Raw genomic sequence first — 15787 nt, forward strand, 5'->3', positions numbered from 1 at the left:
TGCGCAATCCCTTGTGGGAGCGAGCCTGCTCGCTCCCACAGGACGTCATTGTTCTCGGAGAACCTCCATGAATTCGTCGACCTACCCTGCCGCTCAGCACGTCATGGTGCTCTACACCGGTGGCACCATCGGCATGCAGGCCAGCGCCCACGGGCTGGCCCCGGCGTCCGGTTTCGAAGCGCGGATGCGAGACTACCTGCACAGCCAACCGCAATTGGTGGTGCCACAGTGGCGCTTTCGCGAGATGTCGCCACTGATCGACAGCGCCAACATGACCCCGACCTACTGGCAGCAACTGCGCGAAGCCGTAGTCGACGCCGTCGATGTGCAAGGTTGCGACAGCGTACTGATCCTGCATGGCACCGATACCCTGGCCTATAGCGCCGCGGCCATGAGTTTTCAGTTGTTGGGCATGCAGGCCCGCGTGTGCTTCACCGGCTCAATGCTTCCGGCCGGCGCAACTGACAGTGATGCCTGGGAAAACCTCAGCGGCGCGCTGGTTGCCTTGGGCCAGGGCCTGGCGCCGGGCGTACACCTGTACTTCCACGGGGAGCTGCTGGATCCGACGCGCTGCGCGAAAGTACGCAGTTTTGGCCGGCATCCGTTCAAGCGTCTGGCGCGTCAGGGTGGTGGCGAGAAGGCGATTTCGACTCCCGCCGCACTGAGTTACAACCAGCCACGGCAGTTGGCGAATGTTGCCGTGCTGCCACTGTTTCCCGGTGTCGGTTCCGAGGTTGTGAATGGCTTGATCAACAGCGGCATTCAAGGCCTGGTTCTCGAGTGCTACGGCAGTGGCACCGGACCCAGTGACAACCCTGAGTTCCTCGCCAGCCTCGGCCGTGCGCGGGACAACGGCGTGGTCGTGGTCGCGGTAACGCAGTGCCATGAAGGCGGCGTCAAGCTGGACGTGTACGAGGCTGGCAGCCGTTTGCGTGGCGTTGGCGTATTGTCCGGCGGCGGGATGACCCGTGAGGCCGCGTTCGGCAAGCTGCATGCGCTGCTGGGTGCAGGGCTTGAAACGCAAGAAGTCCGCCGACTCGTTGAGCTCGACCTTTGCGGCGAGTTGAGCTGACAGAACACAAAACCTGTGGCGCGAGCAAGCTCGCTCCCACAGGCAATAAAAAAATCCTGGCGATTGATCGTCAGCGCCACACGTTTTGAAGACGACCAAGCGCTTCGCTGATCGCGGCTTCAGGCACTGCCGCAAACCCCAGGACCAGTCCTGCTCGCAGGTCCATCGGGGTTTGTGAATCCGGCAGCCAATAACTGCTGAGGGCATTGATCTCGACATCGACACTCGCAGCTTTCTCGATCAGCTCCTGCTCGCGGGCCCAGGACTCGACAGGCACCGTCATATGCAGCCCTGCCGCGACAGTCGGCAGGCTGCCCACACCGGGAATATCCTTCGGCCAACCGGCCAGCAAGGTGTTGCGTCGGCTCAGGGCCGCGCGGCGCATGCGCCGCACGTGCCGCTGGAAATGCCCGGCCGCCATGAACTCGGCCATCACCGCCTGGGTGCTGACCTCGGAGTGACGTACGTCCACGGCACGGCGCCGGGAAAACGCGTCCACCAGCCCCATAGGCAACACCAGATATCCCAGGCGTAATGCCGGAAACGCCACTTTGCCGAAGGTGCCCACGTAAAGTACCCGTCCTTGCCGGTCCAACGCCGCCAGAGGTGCCAGAGGCGCACCGCTGTAGCGGTACTCGCCATCGTAATCATCCTCGACTATCCAGCCCTGGCTACGCTCGGCCCAGGCCAGCAGCTCCAGGCGCCGAGCGAGGCTCATGACCACGCCTGCGGGGTACTGGTGTGACGGCGTAACATACGCCAGCCGGCAATCACCGAGCCTCGCCAGCTCACCACAGTCGATACCCTCGCCGTCCACCGCCACCCCATGCAAACGCGCCCCGGCAACGGCGAAGGCATGAGCGGCTGCCCGATACCCGGGATTTTCAATCGCCACCCCAGCGCCCGGCTCCACCAACAACTGTGCACAAAGGCTAATCCCCTGCTGCGCGCCACTGGTGATCACAATTTGCTCAGCGGTGCATTGCATGCCACGGGAACTGCGCAAGTAGGCGGCAATCATTCCACGCAGCCGCGCATCGCCGGCCGGATCGCCGTAACACAGTTGCTGCAAATCCGGTTTGCGCCAGAAAGCCGCGTTCAGCTTGGCCCAGACCTCAAAAGGGAATAGATCAAAAGCCGGAACACCGACTCGAAATGCACGGGGCGGACCACTTGGGGGCATGGCCAAATGGTTCTTTTCGACGCGAGTCAACGCATCACTGTGGATAACTTTGCTGGATGGATCCACAGGTAAATCGGACCAATTTGTGGATAAGGCTGTGGGTAAGCCTGTTGAAAACCCTGTGGATACTTTTGTGGATAATTTTTTTGCCGACAGTGCCGCCTGAGGCAACTGCGCCACATAAGTACCGTCACCGACTCGCCCCTCAATGAAGCCTTCGGCATACAGCTGGTCGTAGGCCCGCACTACGCTATTGCGCGAAATCGCTAACGCCGCTGCCAGGTCACGACTGGCGGGAAGACGCGTACCGCTGGCCAATCGACCGTCGAGGACGCGAAGGCGCAGCGCCTGATAAAGCTGGCGGCTCAGCCCCTGACGGCGATCAAGTTCAATGCCCGCAGGGTTGAAGGATAGCGAAAGCGGCACGTCCGACATGGTAATGGACCTATGAAATTGGTCATTAATGGCTCTTACAACAGACCAATAGCCTGCCTAGGATGCAGACATTCTCCAAGGAAAACTTTCCATGTACTTACCCAGAGCTTTTGCCATCGACGACTTACAGGAACTGCAGCAGCAGATCCACTGCACCCGCCTTGCCATGCTGGTCACCCATGGTGAACAAGGCCTGCAGGCCAGCCACTTGCCGTTACTGCTGAACACCGAACAAGGCCCGAACGGCACCCTCTACGGTCACTTCGCCAAAGCTAACCCGCAATGGAAGGAGTTGCAGAACGGTGCCGAGGCGCTGGTGATATTTGCCGGAGCGGACGCTTACGTGAGCCCCGGGTTCTATCCGAGCAAGGCCGAGCACGGCAAAGTAGTGCCGACCTGGAACTACGTCGCGGTACACGCATATGGCACTGCCGAAGTGTTTACCGACGCCCAGCGCCTGCTCCATCTGGTCAGCAGCCTGACTGATCGTCATGAGGCCGGTCAGGCCCGCCCATGGAAAGTCGCCGACGCCCCCGCCGATTACATCGATGGCATGCTCAAGGCCATCGTCGGTTTTGCCCTGCCGATCCAGCGCCTGGAAGGCAAACGCAAACTCGGTCAGAACCGCAATAGTGCAGACATCGCCGGCGTGCGCGAAGGGCTCAGTGCCAGCCCTGATGCCCGCGACCAGGCAGTAGCCCACCTGATGCCCAAGGAATGAACATGACTCAGATCGAAATCCGCCAGGTCAGCGCCGACGATTACGCCGCCTGGCTGCCGTTGTGGCAGGCGTACCTGCGCTTCTACAACACCGATCTGCCGCAAGCCGTCACCCAAAGCACCTGGCAGCGCATGCTCGACCCTAACGAACCGACCCACGCAGCCCTCGCCTGGGCAGACGGCAAAGCCGTGGGCATGGTGCATTTCATCTACCATCGTTCGAACTGGAGCATCGAGAACTCCTGCTACCTGCAGGACCTGCTGGTGACACCTGAAACACGGGGCACCGGCGTCGGCCGGCAACTGATTGAGTTCGTCTACTCCACGGCCAAGGCAGACGGTTGCTGTAAGGTGCATTGGCTGACCCACGAAACCAACGCTACCGCGATCCAGCTCTATGAACGCATCGCCGAGCGCCCCGGTTTCATCCAGTTTCGCAAAGCCATTTAAGGTTCAAGGAGAACAGCATGACGACTTCACCCGCCGACTGGAAAGGCGCCCCGGCCCCCGCGACTCAGCTAATCGAAGGCCGTTTCATCCGCCTGGAAAAACTCGACCCGGCGCGCCACGGCGACGGCTTGTTCAACGCCCTGCAAGGCCCTGGCGCCGACCCGAAGCTATGGGATTACTTGCCGTACGGCCCATTCCCCGAGCGCAGTGCGTTCCACGATTGGCTGAACAATCATGCCGCTAACAGTGATCCGTACTTCTTCAGCGTGATCGACAAAGCGACGGGCGAAGTCCAAGGCATTCTCAGCCTGATGTCGATCGTTCCGGCCCAGGGCCGTATCGAAATCGGCCACGTCACCTTTGGCGCGCCAATGCAGCGCTCGCCGAAGAGTACCGAGGCGGTTTACCTGCTGGCTAAAGAATCCTTTGCCCTGGGTTACCGTCGCCTGGAATGGAAATGCAACAACGACAACGCCCGCTCCAAATACGCGGCCGAGCGCCTGGGCTTCAGTTTTGAAGGCGTGTTCCGCCAGCACATGGTGGTCAAGGGCAAGAATCGCGACACGGCGTGGTACTCGATTCTCGACTCGGAATGGCCGGCAATCGGCGCGGGGTTCGAGCACTGGTTGAGTGATGAGAACCAGACGGCGTCGGGGCAGGTAAAAGGGTTGGTGGAGTGCCGGGGCTAAGGCCTCTCAAATTGCGGACAAAAAAAGGGGAGCACATGCTCCCCCGAGGTATAAAGCGTTTGTATCGAGGCTGTTAAATCAGCCTTCGATCTCGATCAGGATCTCGCCCGGGTTGACCCGGTCGCCCTTGGCCACATGGATGGCGGTGACTTTGCCGGCGATGGCCGATTGAACTTCGGTTTCCATCTTCATCGCTTCGGTGATCAGCACGGCCTGGCCGGCTTTCACGGTGTCGCCTTCCTTGACCAGCACGTCGACGATGTTGCCCGGCATGGTGGTGCTGACGTGGCCCGGTGCAGTGGCTTGCTTGCGCTTACTGCTGCCACCGCCGACGAATTCGTTGAGTGGCTCGAACACCACTTCTTCCGGCATGCCATCGATGGACAGGTAGAAGTGACGCTTGCCTTCAGCCTTGACGCCTACACCAGTGATGTCGACGCGGTAAGTTTCACCGTGGACGTCGATGACGAACTCGGTCGGTACGCCTTCGCCGCCGGCCGAGGCCACGCCGCCTGCTTCCGGAATCGGCAGCAACACTTCAGGGGTCAGGGTGCCGGCAGCACGCTCTTCGAGGAACTTGCGACCGATGTCCGGGAACATGGCGTAGGTCAACACGTCTTCTTCAGACTTGGCCAGGGCACCGATGTCGGCGCGCAGCTTGGCCATTTCCGGCTTGAGCAGGTCCGCAGGACGCACGTCGATCACTTCTTCGCTGCCGATGGCCTGGCGGCGCAGTTGCTCGTTCACCGGGGCCGGGGCCTTGCCGTAGCCGCCCTGCAGGTAAAGCTTCACTTCGTTGGTGATGGTCTTGTAGCGCTCACCAGCCAGCACGTTGAAGAACGCCTGGGTGCCGACGATCTGCGAGGTCGGGGTTACCAGCGGCGGGAAGCCGAGGTCTTCACGAACCCGTGGAATTTCTGCCAGCACTTCGCTCATGCGATTGAGAGCACCCTGCTCTTTCAACTGGTTGGCCAGGTTGGAAATCATCCCACCCGGTACCTGGTTGACTTGAACGCGGGTGTCGACTGCGGTGAACTCGCTTTCGAACTGGTGGTACTTCTTGCGCACGGCGTAGAAGTACAGGCCGATCTCTTGCAGCAGCTCCAGGTTCAGGCCGGTGTCGAACTCGGTGCCCTTGAGCGCAGCAACCATCGACTCGGTGCCAGGGTGGCTGGTACCCGAGGCGAAGCTGGAGATCGCGGTGTCGATGTGATCGGCGCCGTTTTCGATGGCCTTGAGCTGGCACATGGTCGCCAGACCGGCGGTGTCATGGGAGTGAATGAACACTGGCAGCGACTGTTCGGCTTTCAACGCCCGAACCAGTTCGCCGGTGGCGTACGGGGTCAGCAGGCCTGCCATGTCCTTGATTGCCACCGAGTCGCAACCCATGGCTTCCATTTGCTTGGCTTGGGCCACGAACGCGTCGATGGTGTGCACCGGGCTGGTGGTGTAGGCAATGGTGCCCTGGGCGTGCTTGCCGGCGGCTTTCACCGCTTCGATGGCTACGCGCAGGTTACGCACGTCGTTCATGGCATCGAAGATGCGGAACACGTCGATGCCGTTGACGGCAGCCTTGGCGACGAAGGCCTTGACCACGTCGTCGCTGTAATGGCGATAGCCCAGCAGGTTCTGGCCGCGCAGGAGCATTTGCAGACGGGTGTTAGGCAGCGCTGCGCGCAGTTGGCGCAGACGCTCCCACGGATCTTCTTTCAGGAAACGTACGCAGGCGTCGAACGTCGCGCCGCCCCAGCATTCCAGCGACCAGTAGCCGACTTTGTCGAGCTTGTCGCAGATAGGCAGCATGTCTTCGGTGCGCATGCGGGTGGCGAGCAGCGATTGGTGGGCGTCGCGCAGGATAGTGTCGGTTACGTAGATTTTTTTGCTCATTGTTATATTCCTCACAGGCCTGCGTGGGCGGCGATGGCGGCGGCGATGGCCAGGGCCAGCTCTTCGGGTTTGCGCTTGATCGAGTAGTTGGTCAGTTCAGGGTGGCTTTCTACGAAGCTGGTGTTGAACTGGCCACTACGGAATTCCGGGTTACGCAGGATTTCCTGGTAGTACGCGGCGGTGGTCTTGACCCCTTGCAGACGCATGTCGTCCAGGGCACGCAAGCCACGGTCCATCGCCTCTTCCCAGGTCAACGCCCACACCACCAGCTTCAGGCACATGGAATCGTAGAACGGCGGAATGGTGTAGCCGGTGTAGATCGCTGTATCGGTACGCACGCCAGGGCCGCCGGGGGCGTAGTAGCGAGTGATCTTGCCGAAGCTCGGCAGGAAGTTGTTTTTCGGGTCTTCGGCGTTGATCCGGAACTGCAGGGCAAAACCACGGTGGTGGATGTCTTCCTGCTTCACCGAGAGTGGCAGGCCGGAGGCGATGCGAATCTGCTCACGGACAATGTCGATACCGGTGATTTCTTCGGTGATGGTGTGTTCCACCTGCACCCGGGTGTTCATTTCCATGAAGTACACTTCGCCTTCGGCGAGCAGGAACTCCACGGTGCCGGCGTTCTCGTAGCCCACGGCCTTGGCCGCACGCACCGACAGGTCGCCGATGTAGGCGCGCTGTTCCGGGGTCAGCTGCGGGCTCGGGGCGATTTCGATCAGCTTCTGGTTACGGCGCTGGATCGAGCAGTCACGCTCGAACAGGTGCACCACGTTGCCAAAGCTGTCACCGAGAATCTGTGCTTCGATATGCTTGGGATTGACGATGCACTTTTCCAGGAACACTTCCGCCGAACCGAAGGCCTTGGTGGCCTCGGAAATCACTCGAGGGAAAGCCTGTTCCAGCTCTTCGCGACTGTTGCAGCGACGAATGCCGCGACCGCCACCACCGGAGGTGGCCTTGAGCATCACCGGGTAACCGATGCGATCGCCTTCGGTCAGGGCTTCTTCAATGCCGGAGACATTGCCTTCGGTGCCTGGGGTTACCGGCACACCGGCCTTGATCATGCTGCGACGGGCTTCAGTCTTGTCGCCCATGCGGCGAATGACCTCGGCCGACGGCCCAATGAACTTGATCCCCCGTTCGGCGCAGATCTCCGCCAGTTCGGCGTTTTCCGAAAGGAAGCCATAGCCGGGGTGCAGTGCGTCGCAACCGGTTTCCACAGCCAGGTTCACCAGCTTGCGCGGGTTCAGGTAGCCTGCCAAAGGCTCGGCACCAATGCTGTGGGCCTCATCCGCACGTTTAACGTGCAGGGCGTGACGGTCGGCGTCGGAATAGATCGCGACCGAGCGAATGCCCATTTCGGCACAGGCACGTACGATTCGTACGGCAATCTCACCACGGTTGGCGATCAGGATCTTTGTTATCACTTGGAGTTTCCCTTGAGCCGGTGGTACCCACGACCTGCTAGACCCAGGTCGACGCGTGACCAAATGTTTCAATTTAGTCGCTGCGCCACACTAGCGCTCACAAGGGATTAACAAAAATGAATAAAAATTGGGTCATGCATAAGTAAAGACTTATAGTTGACCCATCAGCCAGTGTCGGGAGTGATCGAATAATGCGTAAGTCATTGATGCGTATGACTTTACGGCAACTTCAGATTTTCAACGAAGTCTGCGATTTGCGTTCCTACAGTCGGGCAGCCGACGAAATGTCACTCACACAACCCGCTGTCAGCCTGCAGATTCGTCAACTTGAGGAGCTGGTTGGGCAACCTTTGTTCGATTACGTGGGCAAAAAACTCTACATGACCGAAGCGGCTGAAGCGTTACAGCGGGCCAGTCGTGACATTTTCGGGCGCCTGGAAAACCTCGATATGCAGCTATCGGACATGCAGGGCTCGCTGCAGGGGCAGTTGAAACTGGCCGTGGAGTCGAGCGCCAAGTACTTCGTGCCACACCTGTTTGCCGCGTTCAAACGCCAGCATCCGGAAGTTAACCTGCAACTGACGGTGGTCAATCGCGGGCAGGTGATCCGGCGCCTATCGGACAACCGCGATGACCTGGTGATCATGTCCATGGTGCCGCAGGACATGGGGCTGGAATTCCTGCCGTTTCTGAATAATCCGATTGTCGCCGTTGCGCCACCGGATCACCCGTTGTGCCATGCGGGCCCCTTGCGCCTGCAGGATCTGGAGCCTTACACGCTGCTGTTACGCGAACACGGCTCCGGGACGCGCATGGCCTGCGAAGAGTATTTCAAAGAAAAGCGCGTGCACTTCAATCAGACCCAGGAAGTCTCGTCTGCCGAAGCTCAACGCGAGTGTGTACTGGCGGGTCTGGGCGTTGCGCTGTTGACGCGTCACGCCCTGAACCTTGAGTTGGCAACTGGTGGGCTGATCGAACTACCGATTGAAGAGCTGCCGTTGTATCGCAGCTGGTGCCTGGTGCAGGCCAAGGCGAAACGCCTGTCACCGGTGGCTCACGCATTCCTTGCGTTCATCCGTAGCGAACGTATTCAGATCAGCGCGCTGGTAGAGCGTTTCGACGGGAAGTCACGGGGGTTGCCTGCCAGAAATTGAGCTCCAGACCTTCGGGAAATTCACCGATTTCGGCCAGAAGCTGCCGGCGTTCGCAGCGATCTTCGATAGCGCGGCGAAACTCCATGCGGCGCTGATCTTCTTGCTGGCGGCGGGTTTTGACTGCGCTGTTGCGTTCTTCGTAAGGCAGGGCCATTTCGAGTCTCCCAAGACGAGTACGGGAGTTTCAAGATAGGCGCGGGGGATGACGGTTTGGCGGCTCGATGGTTACAAAGCGATGAACAATTGTTGGGTGCCCTGTGGCGAGGGGGCTTGTCGGAACGCCGAGCCCCCTCGCCACAGGTCAGTCGTCCAGCGCCTTCACCGACTTGGGCGACAACCGCAAGCTGCGCAGGCTGCGCTTGACGCTCTTGAGGTGATTGACCAGGCTCGGCCCACGGGCCATGGCCACACCCATTGCCAACACGTCGATCACCACCAGGTGGGCGATACGCGAAGTCAGCGGTGTATAAATTTCAGTGTCTTCATGCACATCGATTGCCAGGTTAACCGTCGACAGTTCGGCCAATGGTGTCTGGCTTGGGCACAGGGTGATCAATGAGGCGCCGCTCTCACGCACCAGGTTGGCCGTGATCAACAGGTCCTTGGAACGCCCGGACTGGGAAATGCAGATTGCCACATCGCTCGGTTTCAACGTCACCGCCGACATCGCCTGCATGTGCGGGTCGGAATACGCCGCCGCAGTCAGCAGCAGACGGAAAAACTTGTGCTGGGCGTCCGCCGCGACGGCACCCGAGGCGCCGAAACCGTAGAACTCGACACGCTGGGCCTGGGACATCAGCGTCACAGCCCTCTGCAATTCCACCGGATCGAGCTTCTCGCGAACCTCCATCAGCGTATGCAAAGTAGTGTCGAAGATTTTCAGGCTGTAGTCAGCGACCGAATCGTCTTCATGGATTGCGAACTGCCCGAAGCTCGCACCCGCTGCCAGGCTCTGGGCCAGTTTCAGCTTCAAGTCCTGGAACCCGGAACAACCAATGGCACGGCAGAAACGCACGATGGTCGGCTCACTGATACCCACGCTGTGGGCCAGGTCGGCCATGGAGCTGTGCATCACGGCCGCAGGATCGAGCAGCACATGGTCGGCGACCTTGAGCTCCGACTTGCGTAACAGGTGTCGAGACTGGGCGATGTGTTGCAGCAGATTCAAAGGGCTGGACTCTTTGTGGTGGGCAGGCGCCGGGGATGTAGCATGCTTGTAGTTATACTACATGAATCGGCTTTTTGCCTGCTCAATGCGTAACCAGATCCCTCGATTACAGGTGCGTGCGTCTCATGTAGCGCTAAAAACGCATTATCCGCGCATGAGTTCAACGCCAGCCCATTCAGATCAGGCGTGGTGCTGTGGCTCCCGCTCGGCTGTCACCGCGTCTGGCGCAAGATCAGTTTCGACCTGCGCCCTCATTCACCTGGTGTTGATCCTTAAGCAGCTGCGCCAAACCTTGCGCCTCGATCGGCCGGCTGATCAGGTAGCCCTGCACTTCGTCACAGCGTTCACCGCGCAGGATTTCAAGCTGCTCCTGCCGCTCCACCCCTTCAGCCACGACCTTCAACGACAGACCATGGGCCATGGCAATGATCGCCCGGGTGATGGCCGCATCCTCCGTGCCCTCCCCCAGCCCGCGGATAAACGCCTGATCGATCTTCACGTAGTCCACTGGAATACGCTTGAGGTAACTCAAGGATGAGTAACCAGTGCCGAAATCGTCAATCGCCAGCTGCACTCCAAGATCACGCAATTGCTGGAAGGTCGCGATGATATGCTCGACGCTGTCCAGCAACTGGCTTTCGGTCAACTCCAGCTCCAGCAGGTGCGGCGCCAACCCGGTTTCCTCCAGAACCTGACGCACCAGGCTGACCAGCTTGCCCTGACGCAATTGATGGACTGACAGATTGACCGAAACCCGAATCGGCTCCAGGCCCTGGCGTTGCCATTCACAGGCTTGCCAGCAGGCCTGGCGCAGCACGAACTCACCGATCGGGCCGATCAACCCGGTTTCCTCGGCCAAGCCGATAAAGTCCCCCGGTGGCACCTGCCCCATGGTCGGGTGATCCCAGCGCACCAAGGCTTCGGCAGCATTCAGCCGACCGGTGGCCAGACATAACTTCGGTTGGTAGAACACCTTGAGCTGCTTTTCTTCGACGGCTTTGCGCAGGTGGTTTTCCAGCTGTAACCGCTCCAGCGTGCTGGCTTGCAGGCTGTCGGTATAAAACTGGAAATTATTGCCGCCCAAGTGTTTGGCGTGCTGCATGGCCATGTTCGACTGACTGACCAATGCGGAAATTTCCCGGGCGTTGTCCGGCAACAGGCTGATGCCCATCGACACGCTGATCACCAGCTCATGCCCGTCGACCGTCACCGGCACGCGCAACTTGGCTGCCAATCGGGTCGCCACCCGCGCCAGACTGGACAGGTTGCCGTAGGCGTTGAACAACACCGCAAACTCGTCGCCGGAAAGACGAGCGATGGTGTCCGCCTCCGGCAGCGCGTTCACCAACCGCCGGGCCATTTTCTGCAATAACCGGTCGGCGATATCGTGGCCGAGGCTGTCGTTGAGCAGTTTGAAACGATCCAGATTGATGTGCAGCAGCGCCAGGCTGCGATAACCACCCTGGCGCACGCGCTGGTGTGCTTCGTTCAGGCGCTCGCGAAACAGGGAGCGATTGGCCAGGCCGGTCAGTTCGTCGTAATGGGTCAGATAACGCATGCGCTCTTCGGATTCGCGTCGCGCCGACAGATCGGCGAAGAAGCCGACAACGTGGCTGACATTTCCCCGGGAATCACGCACAGCACTCAGGTGCAACCATTGCGGATACATCTCGCCATTCTTGCGGGTTTCCACCAGTTCGCCTTGCCAGCTGCCATGTTGCTCCAACGTTTGATGAATCGCTGCGTAGTGCCGGCGGGCATCCCGGCTGCAAGGCAACTCGGCCACATTACGCCCGAGCAGTTCCCCGATGTCATAGCCGGTCACGCGACAGAAAGCCTGGTTGACTGCTATCAATGCGTAATCCGGGTCGAAAATGACTATGCCTTCGCTGGCCGCCTCGAATACCGTCGCCGCCAGTTGCTGCTGCTCTTCCAGCGCCTTGCCGACGCTGATGTCTCGACGGGTGCCGACCATGCGGGTCACCCGGCCATTCTTGCTGCGTTCGACGGCCCGGCCGCGGTCCTCGATCCACACCCAGCGGCCATCGCGATGACGCACGCGGTATTCGACCTGGTAGTCCTCGGTGCGCCCTTTCAAATGATCGATCATTGCCCGGCGTAGCACCGGTACATCTTCGGGGTGCAGGCGGGGCTTGAGATGGCGCAGCATCGCTGTCACATACTCAGGTTCCAGGCCAAATAATTCCTGGATGTGGCTGTGATGCACTTCATCGGTCTGCAGGTTCCAGTCCCACAGCCCCAGCTCGCTGGCTTTGAGCGCCAGCGCCAGACGCGCCTCGCTCTTGCTCAGGGCCTGGTTGGCGGCATCCAGTTCCAGGCTGCGCTGGGCAACGCGGCTTTCCAGTTCGATCTGAATCTGCCGCAGTTCGTCTTCGGCGCGACGGCGCTGGTCAATCTCACTGGCGAGTTTGTTGTTGAGTTGCTCACTGCTGCTTTGGGCCTGCTGCAGATGCTCGATCAGCGCCTGATTCTGAAAGCGCCGCAACAGGCCGCGATCGATCAAGCGATTGACCTGCCAGGCAACCACACTCAACGCGCCCAGCAGGATCAGGCCGAACCACCCCCAACCCTGCTGTTGTTCGTCCGCCAACCAAAACATATAGGCAATGGCGGGCAGCAGGCAGGGCAAGGTAAAAGACAGGAAGGCCGGCAGGCTGACCGCGTAGGCAACACTGGCCGAAAGTGCAGCGGCACCGATCAGACCGAACACCCAGGCTTGCTGAATGAAATTGTCAGCGGGCGCCAGGGCAATACCCGCGCCGGCCAAAGTCAGCCCGGTAAGCCCCGAGCCCAGCAGAAACATGCGGCCCCAGACCGGATGGGCCTGACGATCAGGAATCGCCGAATCAAAGGCGGCGACCTGAATCACTCGCAATGCCACCAGTGATAACAACCAGATCAGCCAGACACTCACCAGGAAGTGGCGCTGTGGACTCCAGAGCAATCCGGCACACACCAGGCCATTGATCAGCATGAACAACGTGGGTAGCAAAGAACCTTGATACAGCAGGCGCGTGCGCTCGACCGCCATTTCCATGGCGTACAGTTTGCGGATAACCCGGGGCTCCACAGTAGGGCCCGACAGGTCAGAGCTGAGGGTCATAGGCGATGTTCTTGTTCTTATATTAATGAGCATGAGCCCGAAACGTCGACGGAGCATACACAAGCAAGCCCGTGGACCAAACTGCTACTGATCAAATATTCGCCAAAACTTTTGGCCGCCGATGCCGGCCTGAAAACAGCACGAGCACGCCCGGCAACGCCTGCAGGCGATGACCGACCGGTCGTCATTCACCTGACATTCATCGATTAAAGCAAAGCGGTGTTTGCCCGGTGTGACGCCGCCCCCTAGAATGCCCCGATGCGCGATGATCTCTCCCTTTTGCTGAACTCCCTCAACGATGCCCAACGGCAGGCCGTAGCGGCCCCCGTGGGTCGTCAGTTGGTCCTGGCCGGTGCTGGCTCCGGTAAAACCCGAGTGCTGGTGCACCGTATCGCCTGGTTGATCCAGGTCGAAAACGCCTCGCCCCACTCCGTCCTGTCGGTGACCTTCACCAACAAGGCCGCTGCCGAGATGCGCCATCGCATCGAGCAGTTGATGGGTATCAACCCGGCCGGTATGTGGGTCGGTACCTTCCACGGCCTGGCGCACCGCTTGCTGCGGGCGCACTGGCAGGAAGCCGGCCTGAGCCAGACTTTCCAGATTCTCGACAGTGACGACCAGCAACGGCTGGTCAAGCGGGTGATCCGCGAGCTTGGCCTCGATGAACAACGCTGGCCGGCCCGCCAGGCACAGTGGTTCATCAACGGGCAAAAGGACGAAGGTCTGCGCCCGCAACACATTCAAGCCAGCGGCGACCTGTTCCTGGCGACCATGCGCGGCATTTATGAAGCCTACGAGGCCGCCTGCCTGCGCGCGGGCGTGATCGACTTCTCCGAACTGCTGCTGCGTGCCCTCGACCTGTGGCGCGACCACCCGGGCCTGCTGGCGCATTATCAGAAGCGCTTCCGGCACATTCTGGTGGATGAGTTCCAGGACACCAACGCCGTGCAGTACGCCTGGTTGCGCCTGCTGGCCAAAGGTGGCGACAGCCTGATGGTGGTCGGTGACGACGACCAGTCGATCTACGGCTGGCGTGGCGCGAAAATCGAAAACATCTACCAGTACTCCGAAGATTTCCCGGACGCCGAGACCATTCGCCTGGAGCAGAACTACCGCTCCACTGCCGGCATCCTGAAAGCCGCCAACGCCCTGATCGCCAACAACACCGGACGCTTGGGTAAAGAACTGTGGACCGATGGCGGTGACGGCGAAGCGATCAACCTGTATGCCGCTTTCAACGAGCACGACGAAGCTCGCTATGTTGTGGAAACCATCGAAAGTGCGCTGAAAACCGGCCTGTCTCGCAGCGATATCGCAATTCTGTACCGCTCCAACGCCCAATCGCGCGTTCTGGAAGAAGCCTTGCTGCGCGAGCGCATTCCGTACCGAATTTATGGCGGGCAACGCTTCTTCGAGCGTGCAGAAATCAAGAACGCCATGGCTTACCTGCGTTTGCTCGAAGGTCGCGGCAACGATGCCGCGCTGGAGCGGGTGATCAACGTTCCCGCCCGTGGTATCGGTGAGAAAACCGTCGAAGCGATTCGTGATCATGCGCGCCACAGCGATGTGTCGATGTGGGAAGCGATGCGCCAACTGGTCGCCAACAAAGGCCTGACCGGCCGCGCTGCCGGTGCTCTCGGTGCGTTTATCGAACTGATCGAAAATCTCGCCGCCAAGTGCATGGAAATGCCGCTGCACCTGATGACCCAGACCGTTATCGAGCAGTCGGGACTGATCGCCTACCACGAAGCGGAAAAAGGCGAGAAAGGCCAGGCCCGGGTAGAAAACCTTGAGGAACTGGTCAGCGCCGCCCGCAACTTCGAAAACAGCGAAGAAGACGAGGACCTGACGCCGCTGGCGGCCTTCCTCGGCCACGCGTCGCTGGAGGCCGGTGACACCCAGGCCGACGAACACGAAGACAGCGTTCAGTTGATGACCCTGCACAGCGCCAAGGGCCTGGAATTCCCTTACGTATTCCTGGTGGGCATGGAAGAAGGCCTGTTTCCGCACAAAATGAGCCTGGAAGAGCCTGGCCGTCTTGAGGAAGAACGTCGCCTTGCCTATGTCGGCATCACCCGTGCCATGCAGAACCTGGTGATGACCTACGCTGAAACCCGACGCCTTTACGGCAGCGAGACCTACAACAAGGTGTCGCGTTTCGTACGCGAAGTTCCGAAAGGCCTGATTCAGGAAGTGCGGCTGTCCAATAGCGTCAGCCGTCCGTTCGGTGGCAATCAATCGATGAGCGGCAGCAACCTGTTCAGTGGCAGCGAGATTCCGGAAACCGGCTTCAGTCTGGGCCAGACCGTACGTCATTCGATATTTGGCGACGGCGTGATCCTCAACTTCGAGGGTGCCGGTGCTCAGGCCCGGGTGCAGGTGAATTTCAGCGAAGGCAGCAAGTGGCTGATGCTGGGCTACGCGAAGCTGGAGGCCATTTAAAGGCTCTTTCCTGTGGGAGTAGAGCTTGCGTAGTGA

12 protein-coding genes are annotated in these 15787 nt (G+C 60.1%); 6 read left to right on the forward strand and 6 right to left on the reverse strand.

From position 1 onward, the window contains the following. Nucleotides 1-67: 67 nt before the first annotated feature. Nucleotides 68-1072, forward strand: a complete 1005-nt coding sequence (locus tag ASE98_RS04770; RefSeq protein ID WP_060540223.1) for an asparaginase — start codon at nucleotides 68-70, stop codon at nucleotides 1070-1072. 70 nt (nucleotides 1073-1142) lie between these two features. Here ASE98_RS04770 and pdxR read toward each other — a convergent pair whose 3' ends face one another. Continuing rightward, nucleotides 1143-2690, reverse strand: coding sequence for a MocR-like pyridoxine biosynthesis transcription factor PdxR (pdxR, locus tag ASE98_RS04775; protein WP_060540224.1), 1548 nt, complete (start codon nucleotides 2688-2690; stop codon nucleotides 1143-1145). 91 nt (nucleotides 2691-2781) lie between these two features. On the opposite strand from pdxR, the gene ASE98_RS04780 reads away from it, so the two are divergent. The 3 genes from ASE98_RS04780 to ASE98_RS04790 are packed head-to-tail and all read left to right on the forward strand — an operon-like array spanning nucleotide 2782 to nucleotide 4549. After that, nucleotides 2782-3411 (forward strand): FMN-binding negative transcriptional regulator, encoded by a 630-nt coding sequence (locus tag ASE98_RS04780; RefSeq protein ID WP_060540225.1) that lies wholly within the window; start codon nucleotides 2782-2784, stop codon nucleotides 3409-3411. Nucleotides 3412-3413: 2 nt separating this feature from the next. Then, entirely contained in the window at nucleotides 3414-3860 is a 447-nt protein-coding gene (locus ASE98_RS04785; RefSeq protein ID WP_060540226.1) for a GNAT family N-acetyltransferase, read from the forward strand. Between the two features lie 17 nt (nucleotides 3861-3877). Then, on the forward strand, nucleotides 3878-4549 hold the full coding sequence (locus tag ASE98_RS04790; protein ID WP_060540227.1) for a GNAT family N-acetyltransferase: 672 nt from the start codon (nucleotides 3878-3880) through the stop codon (nucleotides 4547-4549). A gap of 78 nt (nucleotides 4550-4627) precedes the next feature. Here ASE98_RS04790 and oadA read toward each other — a convergent pair whose 3' ends face one another. Next, complete coding sequence (gene oadA, locus ASE98_RS04795; protein ID WP_060540228.1) at nucleotides 4628-6436, reverse strand: sodium-extruding oxaloacetate decarboxylase subunit alpha; 1809 nt, start codon at nucleotides 6434-6436, stop codon at nucleotides 4628-4630. Nucleotides 6437-6447: 11 nt separating this feature from the next. Continuing rightward, entirely contained in the window at nucleotides 6448-7863 is a 1416-nt protein-coding gene (locus ASE98_RS04800) for an acetyl-CoA carboxylase biotin carboxylase subunit (RefSeq protein ID WP_060540229.1), read from the reverse strand. Nucleotides 7864-8054: 191 nt separating this feature from the next. Between ASE98_RS04800 and ASE98_RS04805 the strand changes: the two genes are divergently transcribed. Continuing rightward, the gene (locus ASE98_RS04805) at nucleotides 8055-9017 is read left to right on the forward strand and encodes a LysR family transcriptional regulator (protein ID WP_060540230.1); all 963 of its coding nucleotides are present in this window, start codon (nucleotides 8055-8057) and stop codon (nucleotides 9015-9017) included. Here ASE98_RS04805 and ASE98_RS25555 read toward each other — a convergent pair. The 3 genes from ASE98_RS25555 to ASE98_RS04815 all read right to left on the reverse strand — a co-directional run bounded on the left by ASE98_RS25555 (nucleotide 8959) and on the right by ASE98_RS04815 (nucleotide 13309). After that, complete coding sequence (locus ASE98_RS25555; RefSeq protein ID WP_082457481.1) at nucleotides 8959-9171, reverse strand: PA3496 family putative envelope integrity protein; 213 nt, start codon at nucleotides 9169-9171, stop codon at nucleotides 8959-8961. The genes ASE98_RS04805 and ASE98_RS25555 overlap by 59 nt on opposite strands. 147 nt (nucleotides 9172-9318) lie before the next feature. Continuing rightward, a complete protein-coding gene (gene hexR, locus ASE98_RS04810; protein ID WP_025131545.1) occupies nucleotides 9319-10185 on the reverse strand; it encodes a transcriptional regulator HexR in 867 nt (288 codons plus the stop codon). A gap of 232 nt (nucleotides 10186-10417) precedes the next feature. Further along, a complete protein-coding gene (locus ASE98_RS04815) occupies nucleotides 10418-13309 on the reverse strand; it encodes a GGDEF domain-containing phosphodiesterase (RefSeq protein ID WP_060540231.1) in 2892 nt (963 codons plus the stop codon). Between the two features lie 258 nt (nucleotides 13310-13567). Here ASE98_RS04815 and uvrD point away from each other — a divergent pair, with 258 nt between their 5' ends. Further along, entirely contained in the window at nucleotides 13568-15751 is a 2184-nt protein-coding gene (gene uvrD, locus ASE98_RS04820; protein ID WP_060540232.1) for a DNA helicase II, read from the forward strand. Nucleotides 15752-15787: the final 36 nt, after the last annotated feature.

This window comes from Pseudomonas sp. Leaf48, assembly GCF_001421885.1.
Lineage (GTDB): Bacteria > Pseudomonadota > Gammaproteobacteria > Pseudomonadales > Pseudomonadaceae > Aquipseudomonas.

Bases quoted from the DNA above. Each gene is read 5' to 3' on its own strand.
- ASE98_RS04770 (WP_060540223.1), top strand. From the start codon at position 68: ATGAATTCGTCGACCTACCCTGCCGCTCAGCACGTCATGGTGCTCTAC.
- ASE98_RS04790 (WP_060540227.1), top strand. From the start codon at position 3,878: ATGACGACTTCACCCGCCGACTGGAAAGGCGCCCCGGCCCCCGCGACT.
- ASE98_RS04805 (WP_060540230.1), top strand. From the start codon at position 8,055: ATGCGTAAGTCATTGATGCGTATGACTTTACGGCAACTTCAGATTTTC.
- ASE98_RS04785 (WP_060540226.1), top strand. From the start codon at position 3,414: ATGACTCAGATCGAAATCCGCCAGGTCAGCGCCGACGATTACGCCGCC.
- ASE98_RS04815 (WP_060540231.1), bottom strand. From the start codon at position 13,309: ATGACCCTCAGCTCTGACCTGTCGGGCCCTACTGTGGAGCCCCGGGTT.
- pdxR (WP_060540224.1), bottom strand. From the start codon at position 2,690: ATGTCGGACGTGCCGCTTTCGCTATCCTTCAACCCTGCGGGCATTGAA.
- uvrD (WP_060540232.1), top strand. From the start codon at position 13,568: ATGCGCGATGATCTCTCCCTTTTGCTGAACTCCCTCAACGATGCCCAA.
- ASE98_RS25555 (WP_082457481.1), bottom strand. From the start codon at position 9,171: ATGGCCCTGCCTTACGAAGAACGCAACAGCGCAGTCAAAACCCGCCGC.
- oadA (WP_060540228.1), bottom strand. From the start codon at position 6,436: ATGAGCAAAAAAATCTACGTAACCGACACTATCCTGCGCGACGCCCAC.
- ASE98_RS04780 (WP_060540225.1), top strand. From the start codon at position 2,782: ATGTACTTACCCAGAGCTTTTGCCATCGACGACTTACAGGAACTGCAG.